Origin of the sequence: Bradyrhizobium sp. CCGUVB14, assembly GCF_024199935.1 — a bacterium.
Classification (GTDB): domain Bacteria; phylum Pseudomonadota; class Alphaproteobacteria; order Rhizobiales; family Xanthobacteraceae; genus Bradyrhizobium.
The window spans coordinates 5,459,928-5,479,545 of sequence record NZ_JANADS010000001.1 but is presented as its reverse complement, the minus strand read 5'-3'; the positions used below and the strand labels follow the sequence as shown (position 1 = coordinate 5,479,545).

Genomic DNA, 19,618 nt, shown 5'->3' with positions numbered 1-19,618 from the left:
TCATTGCGTGCGGCGGCGGGTCTTCATGTCGAGCCAGACCGCGAGAATGACGATGATGCCGGTGACGAGCGGCTGCCAATTGGCGCTGACCGAGAGCAGGTTCATGCCGTTCAGTACCAGCGTCAGGATCAGCGCGCCGATGAAGGTGCCGAACACGGTGCCGACACCGCCGAACAGCGAGGTGCCGCCGATCAGCACGGCCGCGATCGCCGGCAGTGTCAGGCTTTCGCCGATGTCGGCCTCGGCGGAATTGAGCCGGGACAGGAAGATGATCGAGGCAAGCCCCGCCATGGTGCCGGAGACGGCGTAGACCAGCAGTAGGCGGCGGGTGACGGGAATGCCGGAGAGGCGGGCGGCGACCGGATTGGCGCCGATCGCATAGATCTCCTGGCCCCAGATCGTGCGCTGGGCAAACAGCGTTCCGATGCCGAGGAACACCAGCAGCAGATAGACCGGGATCGGCAGCCCGAACAGATAGCCGCTGCCGATCTGGCGGAAGCCTGCCGGGAAGCCGTGCAGCGTCTCGCCCGCCATGTACCAGTAGGTGAGCCCGTTCAGAACCCAGAGCATGCCGTAGGTGGCGATGAAGGAGGGGATGCGCAGCGCCGTCACCATGATGCCGTTGAGGAGGCCAACGATGCCGCCGCAGGCAAGACCCGTCAGGATGCCCAGCACCGGCGATCCCGTGGTGTGGATCACGGTCCCGGCGACGCAGGCGGACAGCGCGACATTGGCGCCGACCGAGAGATCGAGGCCGGCGGTGAGCACCACCAGCGTCAGGCCCGAGGCGATGAAGAAGGTAAGGCTCGCCTGGCGCAGGACGTTGAGGATGTTGCCGAGGCTGAGGAAGGAGTCGTTCAGCACCGCCAGCACGGCACAGATCAGCAGCACGGCGAGCAGCCGGTAGAACAGCTGGATCGCGTCCTGGGACAGGAAGGAACGCGGCGGCGACAGCGCTTCCTTGGTGATGTCGGTCATGTGCGGCTCCGCAGGCCATCGAGGAACAGCGCGACGATGACGAGGACGCCGACGCTTGCGACCTGCACCGAGGACGGCAGCGAGATCAAATTCAGCCCGTTGCGCAGCACGCCGACGGCGATGACGCCGAGGAGCGTGCCGAGCAGCCAGCCGTTGCCGCGCTCGAACGAGGTGCCGCCGACCGCGACGGCTGCGATCGCATCGAATTCGAGCCCGAGGCCCGCGGTCGGATGGCCCGAATTCATGCGGGCGGTCATCAAGAGGCCGGCGATGCCGGCCATGGTGCCGCCGATCGCGTAGACCGCGATCAGGAGCTTGTTGGGTGAAAGGCCGGCGTAGCGGAGCGCCTCGCGATTGCCGCCAAGCGCGAACACGTAGCTGCCGAAGCGGGTGTGATAGAGCAGGCCGTGGAAGGCGGCGTAGGTCACGAGCGCGATCACGATCGGCACGGGAATGCCGAGCAGCGTCGCCGAATAGATGTCGCGGACGCTGTGGGGGATGCCGACCACGCTCTGGCCGTCGGAGACGATCAGCGACAGGCCCTGCACCATGCCCAGCGTGCCGAGCGTCGCCACGAAGGGCGGGATGCCCAGGATCGCGACCAGCCAGCCGTTGACGGTGCCGAAGGCCGCGCCGACCAGCACGCCGGCGCCCAGGCCGAGCAGCATCGACTTGGTCGCGAGCGAGACGATGGCGACGCAGAGCGAGGTCAGCGTCAGCACAGCACCCATCGAGAGGTCCAGCCCCTCGGTCATGATGATCAGCGTCATCGGCAGCGCCAGCATGGTCAGGATGGTCGACTGCACCAGCACGTTCGAGAGATTGGCGGGGGTGAGGAACCCGGGTGCGATGGCACCAAACAAGACAATGAGTGCGCCCAGCACAATGGCGACGCCGGGAATGCGCTGCAGCGGATTGGGTTGGGAAACGACGGCGGCCTCACGCATGGTGCATCCCCAATCGCACGATGTTCTCCTCGGTCAGCTCGTTGCGCGCCAGATGTCCGGCGACGCGGCCCTCGCGCATCACATAGGCGCGGTCGCAGACATGGCAGATCTCGACCTGCTCGGACGAGATCATCAGCGCCGCCGCGCCCTCGGCGACCAGCCGGTCGATGAGCGCGAAGATCTCGGACTTTGCGCCGACGTCGATGCCGCGGGTCGGCTCGTCGAAGATGAAGAGCTTTGCGCCGGCCGCCAGCCACTTGCCGATCACGACCTTCTGCTGATTGCCGCCGGACAGCAGACCAACGGTCTGGCGCGCGCTCGGGGTGGCGATGCGGAGCTGACGGATCAGGCCATCGGCGGTGCGCTGGCCGCTGCGCGGATCGAACAGCCCGCTTGGGAACAGTTTTCGCAGCGCCGAGACCACGAGATTGTCGCCGACCGAACGCAACAGCGCGAGCCCTTCGCTCTTGCGGCTTTCCGGGATCAGCGCGATGCCGCGGCGGGCGGCAATGTCGGGCTCGCCGGAGATCGCCTTGCCGTCGAACACGATCTCGCCCGAGGCGACCGGATCGGCGCCGAAGATCGCGCGCGCCACCTCTGTGCGGCCGGATCCAACCAGGCCGCAGAGGCCGACGATCTCGCCGCGGCGGACCTCGATGTTGATGTCGGAGATGCCGCTCGGTGCGGTCAGCCCCTTGACCGCAAGCAGGACCTCGCCGGGCTTGTCGGCAAAATTGCGCGGATAGGTCATGTCGACGGTGCGGCCGACCATCATGCGAACGAGCTGGTCGGGCGTGACGTCGGCCGGCTTGACGCCGTCGATGCGGCGGCCGTCGCGCAACACTGTGATGCGGTCGCCGAGCGAAAACACCTCGGCCATGCGGTGCGAGATGTAGACGATGGAGACGCCGTCGGCCTTCAGCCGCGCGATCAGCGCGAACAGCAGCTCGGTCTCGCGGTCGGACAGCGCGGCGGTCGGTTCATCCATCACCAGGATGCGCGCGTTCTGGCTGATGGCTTTGGCGATCTCGACCATCTGCTGCTGGGCGACGCCGAGCGTGTTCACGGTGATGGAGGGATCGATGTCGAAGCCGATTGAGTCGAGCAGGCGCTTGGCATCGGCCAGGATCTTGCGCCGGTCGATGGTGCCGGGGATGCGCCCCTTCGGCTCGCGGCCGAGGAAGATGTTCTGGGCGATGTCGAGATAGGGGACGAGCGAGAATTCCTGGAAGATCACGGCAATGCCGAGTTTTTGCGCGTCGGCGGTGGATGCAATCGTGACCTTCTCGCCCTTGTAGAAGAATTCCCCGGCGTCGGCCTGGTACGCGCCGCACAGCACCTTCATCAGGCTGGACTTGCCGGCGCCGTTCTCGCCGAGCAGCATGTGGACTTCGCTCGCGTAGAGCGCAAAGGACACGTCGTCCAGCGCCTTGACGCCGGGGAATTCCTTGCTGATGCCGCGCAGCTCGAGCAGCGGTGTTGCTGCGGTCTCGACAGGGGCGCTCACGTGGGTGTTCATGGCCGCGCTCCCGCAAAGATCTTGCCGGGGTTCATCAATCCGTCCGGATCGAGCGCGGTCTTGATCGACCGCATCACGTCGACGGCGTCGCCGAGCTCGTCGGTGAGATAGTCGATCTTGCCGAGCCCGATGCCATGTTCGCCGGTGCAGGTGCCGTCCATCGCGATGGCGCGGCCGACCATGCGGGCCTGCAGGGCCTTGGCGCCGTCGATCTCCTCCGGCTTTGCGGGATCGACCAGGATCAGCATGTGGAAATTGCCGTCGCCGACATGGCCGACGATGGGCGCGGTGAAGCCGTGCTCGTCGGCATCGCGGCGCGTCTCGGTCAGGCATTCCGCCAGCCGCGAGATCGGCACGCAGACATCGGTGATGACGGCGCGCGCGCCTGGTCGCAGGCCCAGGCCTGCATAGAGCGTGTTGTCGCGGGCGTGCCAGAGCCGGCTGCGGTCCTCCGGCGCCTTGGCCCATTCGAAACCGCGGCCGCCGTGCTCGGCGGCGATGGCCTGAGCCAGCTCGGCCTGCTCGGCAACGGCGGTCTCCGAGCCGTGGAATTCGAAGAACAGGGTCGGTGCCTCGCGATAGCCGAGCTTGGCGTAGGCGTTGATCCCGCGCATCATGACGTCGTCGAGCAGCTCGACGCGGGCGACCGGAATGGCAGCCTGGATGATGCCGATCGCGGTATCGACGGCGTTGTGCAGGGTGTCGAAGCTGCACACCGCCGCTGAGATCGCCTGCGGCAGCGGATGCAGTTTCAGGGTGATCTCGGTGATCACGCCGAGCGTGCCTTCGGCGCCGACGAACAGCCGGGTCAGATCGTAGCCGGCCGCGGATTTGCGGGCGCGGCGGGAGGTGCGGATCACGCGACCGTCGGCCAGCACCACCTCCAGCGCCATGACATTGTCCTTCATGGTGCCATAGCGCACCGCCATGGTGCCGGAGGCGCGCGTGGAGGTCATGCCGCCGATCGAGGCATCCGCGCCGGGATCGATCGGGAAAAACAATCCGGTGCCGCGCAGCTCCGCATTGAGCTGCTTGCGGGTGATGCCGGGCTGGACCACGACATTCATGTCGCTGTCGTGGACGTCAAGCACCCTGTTCATGCGTGCGAAGTCGATGCAGACGCCGCCAGCGACCGCCGACGCATTGCCCTCGAGCGAAGTGCCGGCGCCGAACGGCACGATCGGCATATTAGCGCCGGCGCAGAGCTTGACGATCTCGGCGACCTCAGCGGTCGTCTCGGGATAGACGACGATGTCCGGGGGCAGGGCGCGATAATAGGACTCGCTCTGGCCATGCTGGTCGAGCACGCCGCGCGCGATGGTCGCACGCGGACCGATCACGCCCGTGAGGCGTGCAGCCAAAGCGGCACTGTTGACCCGCGGTCCCATCGTTTCTCCCTGTCGTCGGTCCTTGTCGCGGACTGTTGTCAGTCCGTCGATTCGACGTTCGGCTTACGCCGCTTGCGCGTTGCTTGCAGCCTGCTTCAGGCCGAAATCATAGTTGAGATGGAAGTAGGCGCTGTCCACCATGCGACCATCCGGCGCACGGCCGGCCGGGCAATGCACGAAATCGTGGATCAGGCTGTCCTTGACGCCGAACACCACGTCGGAGTCGAGATATTTGTCGCCGGCGACGAACACATGCGTCACGAGCTGCTCGAAGCCCGGCGCCGAGATCATGAAGTGCACATGCGCCGGGCGCCAGGGATGGCGACCCTGCGCCTCCAGCATCTCGCCGACCGGGCCGTCATGCGGGATCGGATAGGCCGCGGGCTTGATCGACCAGAAATGGAAGCGGCCATTGGCGTCGGTGTGGAAGCGGGCGCGCATCGTGAGATCGCCGATCTCGTCGAGCTGCTGCACGTCGTAATAGCCGTCATTGTCGGAATGCCAGACGTCGACCACGGCGCCTGCGAGCGGCCTTCCGTCGACGGTCGAGACCGAGCCCGTGACGATCATGGGATCGCCTTCCATGGTCCCAGAAATATCGTCGCCATTCTGCTTCTCCGGCGCGGCCTGGACGAAGAATGGACCGAGCACGGTGGTCTCGGTCGCGCCTTCCGGCACCGGGTGGTTGATCGCGTCGACCAGCATGGAGACGCCGAGCGTATCCGACAGCAGGATGAACTCCTGTCGCTTGTCGTCGCACATGTGTCCGGTGCGGGTCAGGAAGTCGATGCCGTATTCCCACTCCTTCTGGGTCGGGCGGATCTCGCGCACGAACGCGTGGAGATGACGCACCAGGGCTTCGCTGACCTGCTTGATGCGGGGATCGGTTGCGCCTGCGATGCGCTCGAGCACGGCGTCGGTGATGTTGGTCTCGCTGAAATTACGCAAATCTGCCTCCGCTAATCAGAGTTTGGGCTCATCAAGGCCCGACAGCCGTTCGAGATGCTTCACGGTCGCGATGAAATCGGTCTCGCCGTCGCCTTGCGCGACCAGCGAGCCGTAGGTCTCGCGTACCTGGGCTGCGAGCTGCAGCGGCACGCCGACGGCATGGCCGGCGCCGAGAATGAGGTCGAGGTCCTTGGCCATCTGCTTGCAGGAGAAGCTCGAGACGAAGTCGCGCTTTCGCAGCGGCGCGGTCTTGTACTTCACCATCGGGGAGGCGACCGCGCTCTCGTCCAGCACCTTCAAAATGTCCTGCCAGCCGATGCCGCCCTTGCGCGCCAGAGCCAGGCTCTCGGCCATCATCGCGGCCGAGACCGCGATCATGAGATTGACCGCGAGCTTTGCGTAGCGCGCTTCCTCGCTCGGCCCGAGATAGGTCTGCGCGCGGGTAAAACTCGCAAACAGCGGTTTTGCACTCTCGAAGGCGTCCTTTGGACCAGACACAAAGCAGCTCAGTGCGCCGGTGTGGACGATGCTGGCGTTGCCGGAGACCGGCGCCCGCAGATAGGCGACGCCACGCGCCTGCGCGGCGGCATCGACTTCGGCGGAGGCTTCGGCGCTGACCGTGCTGGTCTCGATCAGCACCGCCTTCGGCGCCATCGCGCCGATCAGCCCGGTCGGGCCGAGCATCACCGCGCGAAGTACGGCGTCATCGGGGAGCGAGGTGACGACCAATGGGCGGCCGTTAACGGCGTCTGCGGGCGAGCCAGCCACGGCAATCCCGTGCTCGCGTGCCTCGTCGAGACGCGCGGTGCTCTGGTCGAAGGCGGTGACGGCGTAGCCGGCCTTGGCGACGAGAAGCGACATCGGCAGGCCCATCTTGCCAATGCCGATGAAGGCGACCTGTTTGCTTGTTTCAGTCATTGTTGTTGTCCGTTGGCCGCTATGTTGCGGCGTGCCCTTGTCGTTCGATGTCTTTCACCAGCCGCTGGCCGGATCGTGCGAGCAGCTCTTTCTTCCGGTCGAGCCCGTCGGCCAGCAGTTTTCCATTCCGCTTCTTCCAGACGCCCCCGATCATCACCGATTCGATGTTGGCGAGGCTGGTCTGCATCACGACGGTGGCGATGGGATCATGGACCGGAAAGAGGTTGAGATCGTCGGCGTTGATGACCACGAGATCGGCGAGTTTGCCCGGCGTCAGCGACCCGATCTGGCTCTCGCGGCCGAGCATGCGTGCGCCTTCGGTGGTGATCCAGGCCAGCGCCTCGCGCGCGGGAATCGTGGTCGTCGCCGGAATCGTGCCTTCGCTCTTGCGCATCTCGGAATTGTCGAGCGCGCGCTGCATCGACAGGGCGACGCGGGCGGCAGAAAAGAGGTCTCCGGCCAGCACGGATTCCAGGTCGATGCCGATGGTGGGCCGGACGCCGCGTTTGAGCAGCCGTCCGGTGATGGGAAAGCCGTGGCCCTGGATCATCTCGTTTTCGGGCGTCACCGAGAAGCTGACGCCGAGATCGATCAACTTTTGCAGGAGGTCGTCGGGTAGATCGTTGCCATGGACGATGTTGACATGGGGCCCAACGAGCCCGGCCTCGATCAGCTTCTCCCAGCCACCTTGCGTCTTCGCGGGACCGCCGCCCTGATGCATCGAGGCGATCAGGCCGAGTTCCCGCGCCAGCCGGAAATCGTGCAAGGACACGTCGAGCGTCGAATAGTGCGGACCGAGAATGGCAAGTCCGAGCGTGACCAGGCCATTGCGGTCGGCGAGGGGACCCGCCAGCAGCCGCTCGACCTCGCGGCGCGGATGCGGCACCTCCGAGAAATGCGGCTCGCCCGGTTTGGGCTCAGGCTTCGGCGAGCCGTGGAAGAAGGCAGCTCGGATGCCGCTTTCGAGCAGGCCGCGCACGGCGGCGTCGGTATGAGCCGGCGTCGGGTTGTTGTGGCACCAATCGACCAGCGTGGTGGCGCCGCAATTGATCTGGTTCAGCGCGCCGACGAGGGTGGCGATGTAGATGTCGTCGGGGGCGAACAGGGTCGCGAGCCCGGCATGCATGCGGCGGAAATATTCGAGCAGCGTCCAGTTCGCGGCATACCCGCGCAGCGCCGTCTGCCAGGTGTGCATATGCGCGTTGATTAGCCCGGGGATGACGATGCGGCCGCGACCGTCGATGATCTCGGCATCGGTGGCGTCAATGCCGGGACGCACCTCGGCGATCCGCCCATTCTCGACCAGCACGTCGCCGACACGGAGATCGCCGATCGAAGCGTCCATGCTGATGATCGTTGCTGACTGGATGAGGGTGCGCCGCATGTCGGTCACGCCGCCGCTTCGGTTGCGACGGGCGGATCGCCGGCCCAGGCGCGCGCGATCAGGTCGCGGATGGCGTTGCGCTCGAGCGGGCGCGGATTCCAGTAGGCATTGGTGACGGCGAGATCGGCCGCCTTGTCGATGCCGCTTTCGGGCATGCCGATGTCGCGTAGCGCGACCTTGGCTCCCAGTCGCCTGGCGAGATCGTAGAGACCCTGGGCCGCATCTGCCGCACCGATTGCACGCGCGATCCGCGCCATCGCGTCAGGCACCGCGGGCGCGTTGTAGGCCAGCGCGTGCGGCAGCACGATCGTGTGCGTCTCGGCATGCGGCAGGTCAAACGTACCGCCGAGCGTGTGGCAGAGCTTGTGATGCAACGCCATGCCGACGGTGCCGAGACACACGCCGCACAGCCATGCACCGTAGAGCGCATCGCTACGCGCCGCGCGATCATCAGGCTTGGCCGCAATCGCGGGCAGCGCCCGCGCCAATGCACGGATTCCTTCCTCGGCCATCAGCGAGGTCACGGGATTGGTGTCGCGCGCGTAGAGCGCCTCCACCGCATGCGCGATGGCATTGATGCCGGAGGTGGCCGTGAGGCCGACCGGCAGCGTCATCGTCAGGTCGACATCGTAGATCACGGTCTCCGGCAGCACGGCGGTGTCGCGCACCGTGGTCTTCAGTCCGTTCTCGGTCTGGCCGAGGATCGGGGTCATCTCCGAGCCGGCATAGGTGGTGGGAATACAGAGCTGGTTGACGCCGGTGCGCAACGCGAGCGCTTTGCCAAGACCGGTCGTCGAGCCGCCGCCGAGCGCGACCACGCAATCGGCGTCGCAGGCTTCCATCGCTGCAATCGCGCGCTCGGTCACCTCAACGGGCGTGTGCATGGTGGCGCCGGCAAAGATGCCGGCATAGAGCGGGCCCAAGGCGGCACCGAGCGTTTTGCCTTGCGCTTCCTGCTGCGGCGTCGTCAGCACCAGCGCGCGGCGGCCGCCCAAGCGCTCGATCTCGGCCTTGGCCGAGGCAAGAGTTCCGCTGCCGAACACGACGCGGCAGGGCAGATTTTCAAAGGTGAACGAACCGATCATGCGCCGGTCTCTTTGACGGGATAATCGACCTGGAAGCGTCCGATCCGCAAGTCGCCGAGCTCCTCCCGCACCCGCAGATGTTCCGGATGGGTGGCGTAGGCCTTTAAGGCGCTGCTGTCGGTAAACTCGGAGACGAGGACAACGTCGCAGGCGTAATCGACATCGCTGATATCAGCGCCAACTTCGATGTGGGTGAGGCCGTCGATCCGGCCCTTGAGGCCCTCGAACAGGGTTTTGACCTTGGCTCGAGCGGCCAAACGCTCAGCCTCGGTCTCCCCGCGCAGCCGCCACATCACGATGTGCTTGATCGGACCCGACATTTCCCAAATTTCCTCACCTGCGATCTTGCTTGTTGGCTCCATTTTGCCTTGCAGAAATCGGAAATAAAGGCCAAAAATCGTAAGTCTCTTTTCCACTATGAGGAAGAATGGACCGGCTCCTCCAACTCGAGGTGTTTTCCAGGACGGCTGAGCTCGGCAGCCTCTCCAAGGCCGCCGACACCTTGCGGATGTCGAACGCGGCTGCGAGCCGGCACCTCAGCGCACTGGAGGAGCGGCTCGCGGTCCGGCTGATCGAGCGCAACACGCGCCGTCAATGGCTGACCGAAGCCGGACAGGAGCTGCTGCAGCGTTGCAGCACGCTGCTGAACGAACTCGCGGAGGCCGAGGATGCCGTCAGCGATCGCGCGCTCTCGCCCAAGGGCATGCTGCGCGTCACGAGCTCGCTGTCCTTTGCGATGATCTACATGGCGCCGATGCTGCCGGCGTTTCGCAAGCTCTACCCGAAGCTCGATGTGCAGATCATCGCCGCCAACCGCTATCCTGACTTCATCGAGGCCGGCATCGACGTCGCCATCCGCACGCGGGAGCAAGAGCCGGATTCCAACATCATCATCCGCCGCATCGGGCAGATGCGCCGCGTGCTGGCGGCTGCACCGTCCTATCTCGCGGCGCACGGCACGCCAGAGCATCCCGCCGATCTCGCGCGGCATGACATGCTGGTCTACAACCTCGCCAACGATCCCTATTCGCTGCGGTTGAGCCGGGGCAGCACGACGCAGACCGTTCGGATCGCGCCGACGCTCGACAGCAATGACGGCCAGATCATCTGCGGCGCCGCGCGCGCGGGGCTCGGTATCCTGATCCAGCCGCTCTACATCGTGCAGAGCGACATCGCAGCCGGCAAGCTCGTGCCCGTGTTGACGGATTGGGAATTGCCGCTGCTGACGATGAACGTGGCCTATCAGAACCGCGTCCGGCTGCCGGCGAAGATCAGGGTGTTTTCGGACTTTCTGGTCGATCACATCCGCGCGCATTCCGACGCCGGGATCTGGATCGAGGCGACGTAAAAGGCCTGCCGGGTCCTATTCGGATCGTTCCTGCACCCGCGCGCGTCCGGCGGACGACGACCGCGATCGAGGAGCCGCACGCGGTTCCGGCGGGATAGAGCGCCTGGCTGCTTCGACCTCGTGCTGTTCCTTGCGGGCCTTCCTCGCGTTTCGCATGGCGCGCTTGATGAAGGGATGTTGCGAGTCCTCGGCGAAGAACAACACAACCTCGCAACCGGGACATTGCCTGGAATAGCCGTCCTGCAACCGTCCCGCGCGATCGCGAAACATCGTCTTGCAGCGCGTGCACTGGACCTGGACGAAACTCATGTGCCGACAACAATGACTATGGAAATCGGCAGCCACGGTGAGCCGAATATCTGAAGAAAGCCTGAAAGCCGGTTGCGACTTTCACGCGCGTCTTGCGGCGCAACCGCTATTGCTTCGCGGCGATCGCGTCCAGGCAGTGATTGAGATAATCGGTCCGATCGCGCGGCAGCACTTTCTCCAGATCCGCCTTCAGGGCGCATTCGCGCTGACGGATCTGCTCGGCGCGGCGCTTTTCGGCCGCTTCGCGGTATTCGGGTGCAACCTTGCTGGGATCGACCAGGCCTTGGGATCGGGCAGGCACCGTGACAAGCAGCGCGACGGCTGCGACAACAATAAACTGGTTCAAATGAGTCTCCGTAAAAGCGCTCATCCTAGCGCTTGGTTTCGGAAGGCTCAAACGGCAAGTGCGATGCGGGAAGTGTGATGGGGCAACAGCCAGCCCCGACCGACCCAGGCCGCCGGAGGGCCGGCTGTCAGGCCTGACGACATCAATGTCTTCGCGTGAGGTCCGTCACTTGGGGACGTGGTCGATCTTGTGCCCCAAATGGCCGGTGTCGTGGTCGCGCCGCAGCTGGCTCAGCGACGTCTCGTTCAACTGGTGCAAGACCTCACTGAGCTGGGTCGCGTCCGGATAGCCGGCCGCAAAACCCTTGCCGTAGATCTTGCGCAATGTGCCGACCAGCGTGTTGCCGTGTTTTTTGCTGATCGCGCCATCCTTGTCCCGATGGCGACCATCCAGGCCCGACTCCTTCATGGGTCTCTCCCTGTGCGGCGTCTGCGCGCCTCGCTGAAAGGTGCGCCCAAATGAGTTGATTGGCAACGACGTGGCTCGTGCGAGTTGCGGACTGCACGAGACAGACGCCAAAAGAGCCCCGCGCTCCCGGGCGCGGAGGTCTCATTTTCGGTTACGATGCCGAAGGTGCGGTTAGGCTGCCTGCTCCTCAAACGAGGTGTAAACCCGGCCATGGGGATCGACGATCTGAACGTCGCGGCAGCCGTCCTGGATCAGCTCCCTGGCCTTCTTGAGGGCGGCGGCGAGAGACTCCCGCTTCAGGTTGACGACGCCTGCCGTGTCGAAACCGGTGATTTCAAACATGCCGCTCCTCCCGTTTGGTCGAATCCTACACCTTTCCAGCCGGTTGTCTTCTGGCTTTTTTCGACGGGACGCATGGAACTGGGGGCAGAATCCCGTCCCGTCGTGCCTCCGATCGACCATTTGATTTGGATCAAGCCTGCCGCTTGCTCGGCGCCGCTACGCTCGACGAGAGTGTGCCGTTCCGCGAGACACAGGTATTGAGCCGTGAAGACACTTCGCCAGTTTCTGCCCGCCGACGCCGTGGTCCAGCTCGTGATCCGGCTTGCGTTGCTGGGGCTGCTGATCATCTGGACGTTCCTGATCATCAAGCCGTTCGTGCCGATCCTGACCTGGAGCGCAGTGCTGGCGGTGGCGTTCTATCCGGTCTTCGGCTGGCTTGAGAAACTGCTCGGCGGCAGCCCACGGATCGCGGCAGCCATTCTCACCTTGGTGATGCTCGGAATTGTCATCGGCCCGGCGGCGTGGCTGGGCTTGAGCGCCGTCGAGGGGATCAGGGATATCGCGAGCCAGATCAGCGCCGGCGATCTCGCGCTGAAGGCCGCTCCAGAGCAGATCAAGAGCTGGCCATTGATCGGACCGCAGCTCTACGATCTCTGGAATCTGGCCTACACCAATGTCCGCGCGGTGCTGCGCGAGGTGACGCCATATCTGAAGCCGCTCGCCGGGATCATGCTGTCTTTCGCCGGCAGCGCCGGCATCGGCACGCTCCAGTTCCTGCTGTCGGTGCTGGTCGCCGGAATCCTGTTTCCGTACGGTCCGCAACTCGCCGGCGCGATCCGCGGTTTCCTGTTCCGCATCGTGCCGGAACAGAGCGAGCATTTTCTGGAGCTTTCCGGGGCGACCATCCGCGCTGTGTCGCAGGGCGTGATCGGGGTTGCGATCATTCAGGCGCTGTTCGCCGGCATCGGTTTCAAGCTCGCCGGCATTCCGAGCGCGGGTCTGCTGGCCGTGGTCGTTCTCCTGCTGTCGATCGTGCAGATCGGCCCGGCCATCGTGCTCATTCCCGTCGTGATCTGGATATGGATGGACAAGGACGTGATGATGGCACTGCCGCTGACGATATTCTTCGTCATCGTCGGCGTTCTCGACAACATCTTGAAACCGCTGGTGATGGGACGCGGGTTGACCACGCCGACGCTCGTGATCCTGATCGGGGTGATCGGCGGAACGCTCGCGCATGGCATCATCGGCCTCTTCATCGGGCCGATCATTCTTGCTGTCGCCTGGGAGCTCGCGGCCGCCTGGATCCGCATCGAGCGCGTCGCGCCGGCGGAGGTCAACGAGGTGCGCGATGTCGCGACCGACGCGACCTTGCAGCACCATTGACCTGGATTGGCGCGGAGGCATCGCACGTCAAATTTCGAACCTTCGTGACCGAAAGCAAACGTTCCAGCCAAAGGCCATCCTCAGATCGGTTCTCATGATATTGCAGCTGGCAGTCGGCGCGCTGGTGAGCGCGATCAATATCGGTATTCACGCGCTGGTCACCGTCGTTGCCGTGGCTATTGCGCGCAGCGCCGGGCTTCGAAGAACCGAGCGACCGAGATTGCTTCTGATGGGCGTGATGATTGCGACCGCGGCGGTGCTGAATCTCGCGCACACGGTGGAAGTGCTAGTATGGGCCTGGACATACGACATCGTCGAGGCCGCGGCCTCGCCCGATAGCGATCTGCTCTATTTCGCCTTCGTCAACTACACGACGCTCGGCTATGGCGATATCACGCCGGTGCAGGCGTGGAGGTTGCTCGGTCCGCTGACCGCCATGAACGGCGTGCTGCTGTTCGGCTGGTCAGCCGCAATCCTGTTCGAGGTATTGCGCAAGACGCTCGACCATGTCGGACTTACCCGAGACGACCTCATCCCATGAAAAGGACAAGCGCCGTGAACGCCACCGGCAACGCGCCAAGGACGACGATGGCGATCCGAAATACGATCTCCTTCGACATGGATCGAGGCTAGCATTGAGGGGAGCCGGCGTGATGTGCAGTTTGTGCCACCCTGGCGTCACCGGGGTGTCGGAGGTCGCACGATCGGTCCTGGACGGTGCGTCGCGCACCGTCCAGTCAGTCGTTTTCGGCTGGATCAGGGCTGCAAGTCGAGGCTTGCGAGCTGTTCCCGGTCTAGCAGCACGATCTGGCGCTGGGTATTGCCGATGAAGCCGAGAATGCCGAGTTCATGCAGCCGCGACAGGGCGCGGGAGACGGTCTCCAGCGTCAGGCCAAGATAGTCGGCGATATCGCGCCGGGACATCGGCAGCGCCATCACGCCGGCCGCCGTCAACCTTTTGTCCATCTCGAGCAGGAAGGCCGCGACCCGTTCCAGCGAGGTCTTGCGGCCGAGCAGCAGCATGTGGTCTTCGGCGTGCTGGAGATTGTTCGTGGTCATGCTCAGCAGGTTCTTCGCCACCATGGCGTCGCTCTCGGCCACGATCTCGAGGCTTTGCCGCTTGACGAGGCGCACATGGGTATCGACGATCGCCTCTGCCGTGAAGCGGTGCTCTCCACCGTTCTCCAGGCCGAAGACGTCGCCGGCGAGATGAAAGGCGCCGATCTGCCTGCGGCCATCCGACAGCAGCTTGTAGCTTCGCACTGCACCAGACTTGACCTGATAGACATAATCGGCGGGCTCTTTCTCGCCGTAGATTTCGCTGCCTTTCTTGTAGGAAAATTCGCTTAAATTGACGAGCGAGTTTGAAGCGCTGGTCATTCCGAGATCACGGAGAGAATTGGGACGCGGGGCGGAATCAGTCGTGATACGAACGAACATGGCCAACTCCTCAGCTCATCGCCGAATTGGTCTGTCAGACTGAACTCATTGCGTACTTTGCGGGGAATGTGCCGCGCTATCCCACTCCCGCCGAAGTTGATTTACGACCAAGGACGCATTTCAAACCATTGTCCTAAGGTGCATGGTACCAACGGACACCGGCGGGCGTTCGTTGCGCAGATTGAGAAAGCATTATCCGCGGCCTGGAATGTATCCCGTTTCGAAACACGTGCGACGATTGTCAAACCGTTTGACAAGATGCCGAGAACGTAGCGGACTTCGTCCAGTCTTGGTGGCTCTGGCGAGAGGTGAGGGTGCCCGCTCTGGTTCATGTGGTCGATGACGACGCTTCATTCCGGACGGCGATCGAACGCCGGCTGAAACTCGCGGGCTACGATGTTGCGACCTACGCAACCGCTGAGGATTTGCTCGACGCCGAACTCGATGATGCGCAGCCGGGATGCATCCTTCTCGACGTACGGATCCCCGGGCTGAGCGGGCCCGATCTGCAGGGCCGCCTGATCGCGCAGGGCTCGACGTTGCCGATCATCTTCCTGACCGGGCACGCCGACACGCCGACCACAGTGCGAGCGATCAAGGCCGGCGCGGAGGATTTCCTGACCAAGCCGGTGTCGTCAGAGCAATTGCTCGACGCGATCGAGCGTGCCCTGACGCGGCAGGATGCCGCTCGTACGCAGCGCGGCAAGCTCGATACGCTGCGCGCACACCTTGCAACGCTGACCCAGCGCGAGCGGCAGGTGTTCGATCTGATCGTGCGCGGCAGGATCAACAAGCAGGTCGCGCATGAGCTTGGAACGACGGAGCGCACGGTGAAGGCGCACCGGCACCAGGTGATGGAGAAGATGCAGGTCCATTCACTTGCCGAGCTCGTTTCGGTCGCTGAGCGCCTTGGAATGCTCGATGCGAACCGCGATTAGCTGATTTTCTGTCGCCGCGTAGTTCCCGCGATGTGACTTCCCAAAGGGACAATATGAAAGCCGGCAGCGAGATGTTGCCATGCATACGTGATGGATGTGCAGCCGCGCCCGGTGCGCGATTGAAGCTGCGCAACGTTGTCACCGTTGATGCTGCGCGAGAGGTGGATGCCGTGTCGATGCGCCAGTCCGTCTTCATCGTCGATGACGATCCATCCATCCGCACCAGCCTGTCCAGATTGCTGCGTGAGCACGGCTTCGCCGCGACGCTGTTCGAGTCCGCGAACGCGCTGCGCGATCACGGCCATTTCGACGAGGCGATCTGCATCGTTCTTGACATCAATCTCGACGGTGTGTCCGGCATCGATCTGCGCCGGAAGCTGGCGGAGACGGGCGTTGAGGTGCCGGTCATCTACATCACCGGAACCGACAGCGCGGCAAATCGGACCGCCGCGATTGCGTCCGGCTGTGTCGCCTACCTCGCGAAGCCGTTTTCCGCGCAGTCCCTGATCGAGTCGGTGACGCGGGCATCGGCCGCCGCTTAGGGGCGCTTGGGCGGCTTATTCGTCGACATATTGCTCCAGCGTCTTGGCCGGTGCGCCCTTGTGAGCCGATGCGAACTGGACCAGCGGTATCGAAGTCGTCAACGCCAGCAGATTGGAGTCGACGGTCTCGAGGGTCAGCGTCTTTCCGGCCTCCATCTGCTCGATCATCCCGGTTTGCGCGACGTCGGCCGCGATGCAGGCATTGGTCAGGCACCAGGTATATGGCACACGGACCGGAGTGCCCTGGTCGACGGTCAGCTTGGCCGGTTGCTGCAGATACACGCCAACGGGTACGAAGAGCTGAAGTCGTGCCGTCGGGGTGCCGTCGCGCTCAATCAGGTCGATGCGTACCGCTATCTGACCAGTTGGGAATTTACCCGTGATCGACGTCCGGCACAGCATCGGCGCGCCACCCGCCTTGAAGCACAGCTTCTGCCAGTCGCCATAGGTGATGTCCTTGGCCTCGCGCTGACCGCGTGTTGCGACTTCGGCAGGCTTATCTGCCTGTGCGGCGAGACCTGGCAATGCAGTGGTTGCGGCGATGGCGGCGGCAAGGGCTGTGAGATAGTCACGGGCGCTAAACATGATCGCGTCTCCGGGAACTGGGATCTATTTTTGTGTATCGAGGAATTTGCTCACGAGGGGCGACCAGAGCGGGATCGCGTCCGGTGAGCCGATGAAGAAGTGACCCTCGTTGCCGAATGGCGGCATCAAATGGTACTCGGCCTTGCCGCCGGCGGCCGTGAAGGCGGCACGCATGCGCTTCGACAGATCGGGACCGAAGAACGTGTCGTTCTCGATGTAGATCCACAGCATCGGCACGCGCGAGGTTTTGCCGAAATCCGCCGTCGCATCGACCAGCTTGTCGGGTGCACAATTGTTGTTGGGTTTGCCGTCGACGCGACCGCCGCGGCCGCCGGCAAAGACGATGATCGCCTTCACCGACGGCGGGTTCACGCTCGACAGAGCGATCGCCGCCCAGCCCCCGGCGGATTGGCCGACCACGATCACATCCTTCGGAATGATGCGCTTTTCGGCGGCCATGTAGTCGATAATCCAGAGATCGACTTGCGCGATAGCGAGCCCGGCATCGTGGAAGTTGGGATTGATGCATTTACCGATCTTGGAGAAGAACGGGCCGTAGATCGCCCGTTCGGGGATATCGATCGCGGCGGCGCCATAGCCGCTTCCGACCGGAGCCACCACCAGATAGCCGCGTTTCGCGAACCATTTCGCGGCGTCGCGGAATTCGACCAGTGGAAAGAAACTGCGGTCGGTCGGGTTCAGCGAAACGCCGTGGTTCATGATCACCAGTGGGAATGGGCCGTCGCCGACCGGGCGGACCAGATAAGCGAACATCGGCAGCGGCAGCGGAAGGGCCCAGATCTCCTCCTGGATGCGGACGTCGTCCTCGGCGCGCGCGGGGACGGGAACAATGAAGAGGACGATGAGGGCCGTCACCAAACGGCGGAGGAATTCAAGCATGGTCGCGGTTTCCTCGGGCGCGCTGGCGCGATTTGATTGTCGACGGGGAGAGATTGCTTGATCCAGATCAAGCTTCGACGTCGACCCGACGACGCCTATGAATGGATGAAGAACCTGCGATAGCTGGCATTGTCGTCACGGCGCTGTTGATCGTTGCCGCATTGCGAGGTCTCTCGTCGGGAGGAGGGGGATGGCCGAGCCTTCTGATCCAGGTTGGACACGCTTCTTTCCGCCGTTCGGCTGGCTCGCCGCCTATCGACGCGAATGGCTTCCTTTCGACGCCGTCGCGGGCGTCACGCTCGCCGCCTACGCCATTCCAGTCTCGCTGGCCTACGCGGCACTCGCCGGCCTGCAGCCGCAGATCGGCGTCTACGGTTACATGCTTGGCGGCATTGGCTATGCCTTGCTCGGGGCGTCGCGGCAGCTGGCGATCGGCCCGACGTCGGCGATCTCTCTGATGATTGCGGCAACCGTCGGCGCGCTCGCCGGCGGCGATGCCGTGAAGTATGCGCAGATCGCGAGTCTTGCGGCGTTCGCTGTCGCGGTGCTGTGCTTCATCGCCTGGCTGTTCAAGCTCAGCGTGCTCGTCCGCCTGGTCAGCGACAGCATTTTGGTCGGCTTCAAGGCCGGCGCCGGGCTCACCATCATCATGAGCCAGCTGCCGAGCCTGTTCGGCGTCGCCGGCGGCGGCCACAATTTCTTCGACCGCGCGTTCAAGCTGGTCGGGCAGCTCGGCCATCTTGATCCGCTCGTGCTGGGGATCGGCGCGGTCGCGCTGTTGTTGCTGTTGCTCGGCGAACGACTGCTACCGGGCAAACCGGTCGGCATCACCGTCGTGGCGTTGGCGATTGTGGTGGCAACCGTGTTCGGCTTTCCGGGCCTTGGTGTGCCCGTTACCGGGAAGATACCGGAAGGGCTGCCGTCGCTGGGGATGCCGACCTTCGGACTGTTGGAGTTCGACGATCTCTTCCCGCTCGCTGCCGGCTGCGTGCTGCTGGCTTACATCGAGGGCGTCTCGGCGGCCCGGAGCTTTGCCGCCAAGCATGGCTATCCCCTCGACGTCCGACAGGAATTTTTGGGACTGGGTGCGGCGAACCTCGCGGCCGCCTTCGGCCACGGCTATCCCGTCGCGGGCGGTTTGTCGCAATCGGCAGTCAACGACAGCGCCGGTGCGCGAACACCTCTGGCTCTGCTCATCTGCTCCGTGACGCTCGGGCTGTGTCTGCTGTTCTTCACGGGATTGCTCACCAATCTGCCCAAGGCGGTGCTCGCCGCCATCGTCTTTGCCGCCGTCTACAAGCTGGTCGATATGCGCGCGCTGATACGGATGTGGCAGGTCAGCCGGATCGATTTCCTGGCAGCGTCGATTGCCCTGATCTCGGTACTGCTGCTTGGTATCCTCCAGGGTGTCCTGCTGGCGTCGATCGCGTCGATATTCCTGCTGCTGGCGCGGGCGTCGCGGCCGAACGTGGCGTTCCTCGGCCGCTTGCCCGGCACCGGCCGTTATTCGGACAGCGCGCGGCACGCAGATGTCGAGCCGCTGGTCGGAATCATCGCATTCCGGCCCGAGGCCTCGCTGCTCTACATCAATGCCGAGACGATTTTCGACACGGTCCTGAGCACGCTCAGGAGTTCGCCGGGCATCCATCTGGTCGCCTGCGACCTCTCGGCGTCGCCCTATATCGATCTGGCCGGCGCACGGATGCTGCATGATCTCCATGACGAGCTCGCGTCACGCCGGGTGACCCTCTGCATCGTCGGCGCGCACGCACAACTGCGGGACCTCCTGCGCGCCGAGGGGCTCGGGGAAAAGACCGACAGCGGGCAATGGCTGCGCTCGCTCGACAGCGTTCTCGGCGACGCCAAGGGCGATCCGGCTCAGCGGACCGCCTGACGCGGCGCGCTGCGACGCGAACTGCGGCGCTTCGCGTCCCCGGAATGCGCGCGACCGTTGACTTGGATCAAAT

At 64.3% G+C, this 19,618-nt stretch carries 21 protein-coding genes; 6 read left to right on the top strand and 15 right to left on the bottom strand.

Annotated elements, in window-relative coordinates; all coding sequences use genetic code 11:
• The 9 genes from NLM32_RS25465 to NLM32_RS25425 form a co-directional block, all read right to left on the bottom strand.
• Complete coding sequence (locus NLM32_RS25465; RefSeq protein ID WP_254131595.1) at positions 1 to 978, bottom strand: ABC transporter permease; 978 nt, start codon at positions 976 to 978, stop codon at positions 1 to 3.
• Complete coding sequence (locus NLM32_RS25460) at positions 975 to 1,925, bottom strand: ABC transporter permease (RefSeq protein ID WP_254131594.1); 951 nt, start codon at positions 1,923 to 1,925, stop codon at positions 975 to 977. The genes NLM32_RS25465 and NLM32_RS25460 overlap by 4 nt, the downstream gene beginning before the upstream one ends.
• Positions 1,918 to 3,444 carry a sugar ABC transporter ATP-binding protein gene (locus tag NLM32_RS25455; protein WP_254131593.1) on the bottom strand — a complete coding sequence of 509 codons (1,527 nt, stop codon included), beginning with the start codon at positions 3,442 to 3,444 and terminating at the stop codon, positions 1,918 to 1,920. Before NLM32_RS25455 ends, NLM32_RS25460 begins: the two co-directional genes overlap by 8 nt.
• Complete coding sequence (locus tag NLM32_RS25450; protein ID WP_254131592.1) at positions 3,441 to 4,832, bottom strand: FAD-linked oxidase C-terminal domain-containing protein; 1,392 nt, start codon at positions 4,830 to 4,832, stop codon at positions 3,441 to 3,443. The genes NLM32_RS25455 and NLM32_RS25450 overlap by 4 nt, the downstream gene beginning before the upstream one ends.
• 63 nt (positions 4,833 to 4,895) lie before the next feature.
• The gene (locus NLM32_RS25445; protein ID WP_254131591.1) at positions 4,896 to 5,780 is read right to left on the bottom strand and encodes an intradiol ring-cleavage dioxygenase; all 885 of its coding nucleotides are present in this window, start codon (positions 5,778 to 5,780) and stop codon (positions 4,896 to 4,898) included.
• A 15-nt stretch (positions 5,781 to 5,795) separates the two neighbouring features.
• Positions 5,796 to 6,698: an NAD(P)-dependent oxidoreductase gene (locus NLM32_RS25440; protein ID WP_254131590.1), complete on the bottom strand. Its 903-nt coding sequence runs from the start codon at positions 6,696 to 6,698 to the stop codon at positions 5,796 to 5,798.
• A gap of 19 nt (positions 6,699 to 6,717) precedes the next feature.
• On the bottom strand, positions 6,718 to 8,082 hold the full coding sequence (locus NLM32_RS25435) for an amidohydrolase family protein (RefSeq protein ID WP_254131589.1): 1,365 nt from the start codon (positions 8,080 to 8,082) through the stop codon (positions 6,718 to 6,720).
• 5 nt (positions 8,083 to 8,087) lie between these two features.
• A complete protein-coding gene (locus tag NLM32_RS25430; RefSeq protein WP_254131588.1) occupies positions 8,088 to 9,167 on the bottom strand; it encodes a maleylacetate reductase in 1,080 nt (359 codons plus the stop codon).
• Positions 9,164 to 9,487 carry a Dabb family protein gene (locus NLM32_RS25425; protein WP_254131587.1) on the bottom strand — a complete coding sequence of 108 codons (324 nt, stop codon included), beginning with the start codon at positions 9,485 to 9,487 and terminating at the stop codon, positions 9,164 to 9,166. Before NLM32_RS25425 ends, NLM32_RS25430 begins: the two co-directional genes overlap by 4 nt.
• A 107-nt stretch (positions 9,488 to 9,594) precedes the next feature.
• Here NLM32_RS25425 and NLM32_RS25420 point away from each other — a divergent pair, with 107 nt between their 5' ends.
• Complete coding sequence (locus NLM32_RS25420; RefSeq protein ID WP_254131586.1) at positions 9,595 to 10,515, top strand: LysR family transcriptional regulator; 921 nt, start codon at positions 9,595 to 9,597, stop codon at positions 10,513 to 10,515.
• A gap of 415 nt (positions 10,516 to 10,930) precedes the next feature.
• Here NLM32_RS25420 and NLM32_RS25415 read toward each other — a convergent pair whose 3' ends face one another.
• The 3 genes from NLM32_RS25415 to NLM32_RS25405 all read right to left on the bottom strand — a co-directional run bounded on the left by NLM32_RS25415 (position 10,931) and on the right by NLM32_RS25405 (position 11,920).
• A complete protein-coding gene (locus tag NLM32_RS25415; RefSeq protein ID WP_254131585.1) occupies positions 10,931 to 11,170 on the bottom strand; it encodes a hypothetical protein in 240 nt (79 codons plus the stop codon).
• 165 nt (positions 11,171 to 11,335) lie between these two features.
• Complete coding sequence (locus NLM32_RS25410) at positions 11,336 to 11,578, bottom strand: hypothetical protein (protein ID WP_254131584.1); 243 nt, start codon at positions 11,576 to 11,578, stop codon at positions 11,336 to 11,338.
• 171 nt (positions 11,579 to 11,749) lie between these two features.
• On the bottom strand, positions 11,750 to 11,920 hold the full coding sequence (locus NLM32_RS25405) for a hypothetical protein (RefSeq protein WP_254131583.1): 171 nt from the start codon (positions 11,918 to 11,920) through the stop codon (positions 11,750 to 11,752).
• Between the two features lie 204 nt (positions 11,921 to 12,124).
• Here NLM32_RS25405 and NLM32_RS25400 point away from each other — a divergent pair, with 204 nt between their 5' ends.
• On the top strand, positions 12,125 to 13,246 hold the full coding sequence (locus tag NLM32_RS25400) for an AI-2E family transporter (RefSeq protein WP_254131582.1): 1,122 nt from the start codon (positions 12,125 to 12,127) through the stop codon (positions 13,244 to 13,246).
• Positions 13,212 to 13,787 (top strand): potassium channel family protein, encoded by a 576-nt coding sequence (locus NLM32_RS25395; protein ID WP_309144860.1) that lies wholly within the window; start codon positions 13,212 to 13,214, stop codon positions 13,785 to 13,787. The genes NLM32_RS25400 and NLM32_RS25395 overlap by 35 nt, the downstream gene beginning before the upstream one ends.
• 215 nt (positions 13,788 to 14,002) lie before the next feature.
• Here NLM32_RS25395 and NLM32_RS25390 read toward each other — a convergent pair whose 3' ends face one another.
• A complete protein-coding gene (locus NLM32_RS25390; protein ID WP_254131581.1) occupies positions 14,003 to 14,686 on the bottom strand; it encodes a helix-turn-helix domain-containing protein in 684 nt (227 codons plus the stop codon).
• Positions 14,687 to 15,000: 314 nt separating this feature from the next.
• Here NLM32_RS25390 and NLM32_RS25385 point away from each other — a divergent pair, with 314 nt between their 5' ends.
• Entirely contained in the window at positions 15,001 to 15,624 is a 624-nt protein-coding gene (locus tag NLM32_RS25385) for a response regulator transcription factor (protein WP_254131580.1), read from the top strand.
• A 119-nt stretch (positions 15,625 to 15,743) separates the two neighbouring features.
• On the top strand, positions 15,744 to 16,166 hold the full coding sequence (locus tag NLM32_RS25380; RefSeq protein WP_309143699.1) for a response regulator: 423 nt from the start codon (positions 15,744 to 15,746) through the stop codon (positions 16,164 to 16,166).
• A 15-nt stretch (positions 16,167 to 16,181) separates the two neighbouring features.
• On the opposite strand, the gene NLM32_RS25375 is transcribed toward NLM32_RS25380, so the two are convergent.
• Together NLM32_RS25375 and NLM32_RS25370 are read right to left on the bottom strand one after the other, a co-directional pair.
• Positions 16,182 to 16,751, bottom strand: coding sequence for an invasion associated locus B family protein (locus tag NLM32_RS25375; protein ID WP_254131579.1), 570 nt, complete (start codon positions 16,749 to 16,751; stop codon positions 16,182 to 16,184).
• 24 nt (positions 16,752 to 16,775) lie between these two features.
• Positions 16,776 to 17,651, bottom strand: a complete 876-nt coding sequence (locus NLM32_RS25370; protein ID WP_254131578.1) for a dienelactone hydrolase family protein — start codon at positions 17,649 to 17,651, stop codon at positions 16,776 to 16,778.
• Positions 17,652 to 17,841: 190 nt separating this feature from the next.
• Between NLM32_RS25370 and NLM32_RS25365 the strand changes: the two genes are divergently transcribed.
• The gene (locus NLM32_RS25365) at positions 17,842 to 19,545 is read left to right on the top strand and encodes a SulP family inorganic anion transporter (RefSeq protein WP_254131577.1); all 1,704 of its coding nucleotides are present in this window, start codon (positions 17,842 to 17,844) and stop codon (positions 19,543 to 19,545) included.
• Positions 19,546 to 19,618 lie beyond the last annotated feature (73 nt).

Excerpts from the sequence above, each read along its gene's own strand:
- NLM32_RS25375 (WP_254131579.1), bottom strand. The coding sequence starts at position 16,751 with ATGTTTAGCGCCCGTGACTATCTCACAGCCCTTGCCGCCGCCATCGCC.
- NLM32_RS25435 (WP_254131589.1), bottom strand. The coding sequence starts at position 8,082 with ATGCGGCGCACCCTCATCCAGTCAGCAACGATCATCAGCATGGACGCT.
- NLM32_RS25420 (WP_254131586.1), top strand. The coding sequence starts at position 9,595 with ATGGACCGGCTCCTCCAACTCGAGGTGTTTTCCAGGACGGCTGAGCTC.
- NLM32_RS25370 (WP_254131578.1), bottom strand. The coding sequence starts at position 17,651 with ATGCTTGAATTCCTCCGCCGTTTGGTGACGGCCCTCATCGTCCTCTTC.
- NLM32_RS25440 (WP_254131590.1), bottom strand. The coding sequence starts at position 6,698 with ATGACTGAAACAAGCAAACAGGTCGCCTTCATCGGCATTGGCAAGATG.
- NLM32_RS25460 (WP_254131594.1), bottom strand. The coding sequence starts at position 1,925 with ATGCGTGAGGCCGCCGTCGTTTCCCAACCCAATCCGCTGCAGCGCATT.
- NLM32_RS25390 (WP_254131581.1), bottom strand. The coding sequence starts at position 14,686 with ATGTTCGTTCGTATCACGACTGATTCCGCCCCGCGTCCCAATTCTCTC.
- NLM32_RS25465 (WP_254131595.1), bottom strand. The coding sequence starts at position 978 with ATGACCGACATCACCAAGGAAGCGCTGTCGCCGCCGCGTTCCTTCCTG.
- NLM32_RS25450 (WP_254131592.1), bottom strand. The coding sequence starts at position 4,832 with ATGGGACCGCGGGTCAACAGTGCCGCTTTGGCTGCACGCCTCACGGGC.
- NLM32_RS25405 (WP_254131583.1), bottom strand. The coding sequence starts at position 11,920 with ATGTTTGAAATCACCGGTTTCGACACGGCAGGCGTCGTCAACCTGAAG.
- NLM32_RS25430 (WP_254131588.1), bottom strand. The coding sequence starts at position 9,167 with ATGATCGGTTCGTTCACCTTTGAAAATCTGCCCTGCCGCGTCGTGTTC.
- NLM32_RS25455 (WP_254131593.1), bottom strand. The coding sequence starts at position 3,444 with ATGAACACCCACGTGAGCGCCCCTGTCGAGACCGCAGCAACACCGCTG.
- NLM32_RS25425 (WP_254131587.1), bottom strand. The coding sequence starts at position 9,487 with ATGTCGGGTCCGATCAAGCACATCGTGATGTGGCGGCTGCGCGGGGAG.
- NLM32_RS25365 (WP_254131577.1), top strand. The coding sequence starts at position 17,842 with ATGGCCGAGCCTTCTGATCCAGGTTGGACACGCTTCTTTCCGCCGTTC.
- NLM32_RS25410 (WP_254131584.1), bottom strand. The coding sequence starts at position 11,578 with ATGAAGGAGTCGGGCCTGGATGGTCGCCATCGGGACAAGGATGGCGCG.
- NLM32_RS25395 (WP_309144860.1), top strand. The coding sequence starts at position 13,212 with ATGTCGCGACCGACGCGACCTTGCAGCACCATTGACCTGGATTGGCGC.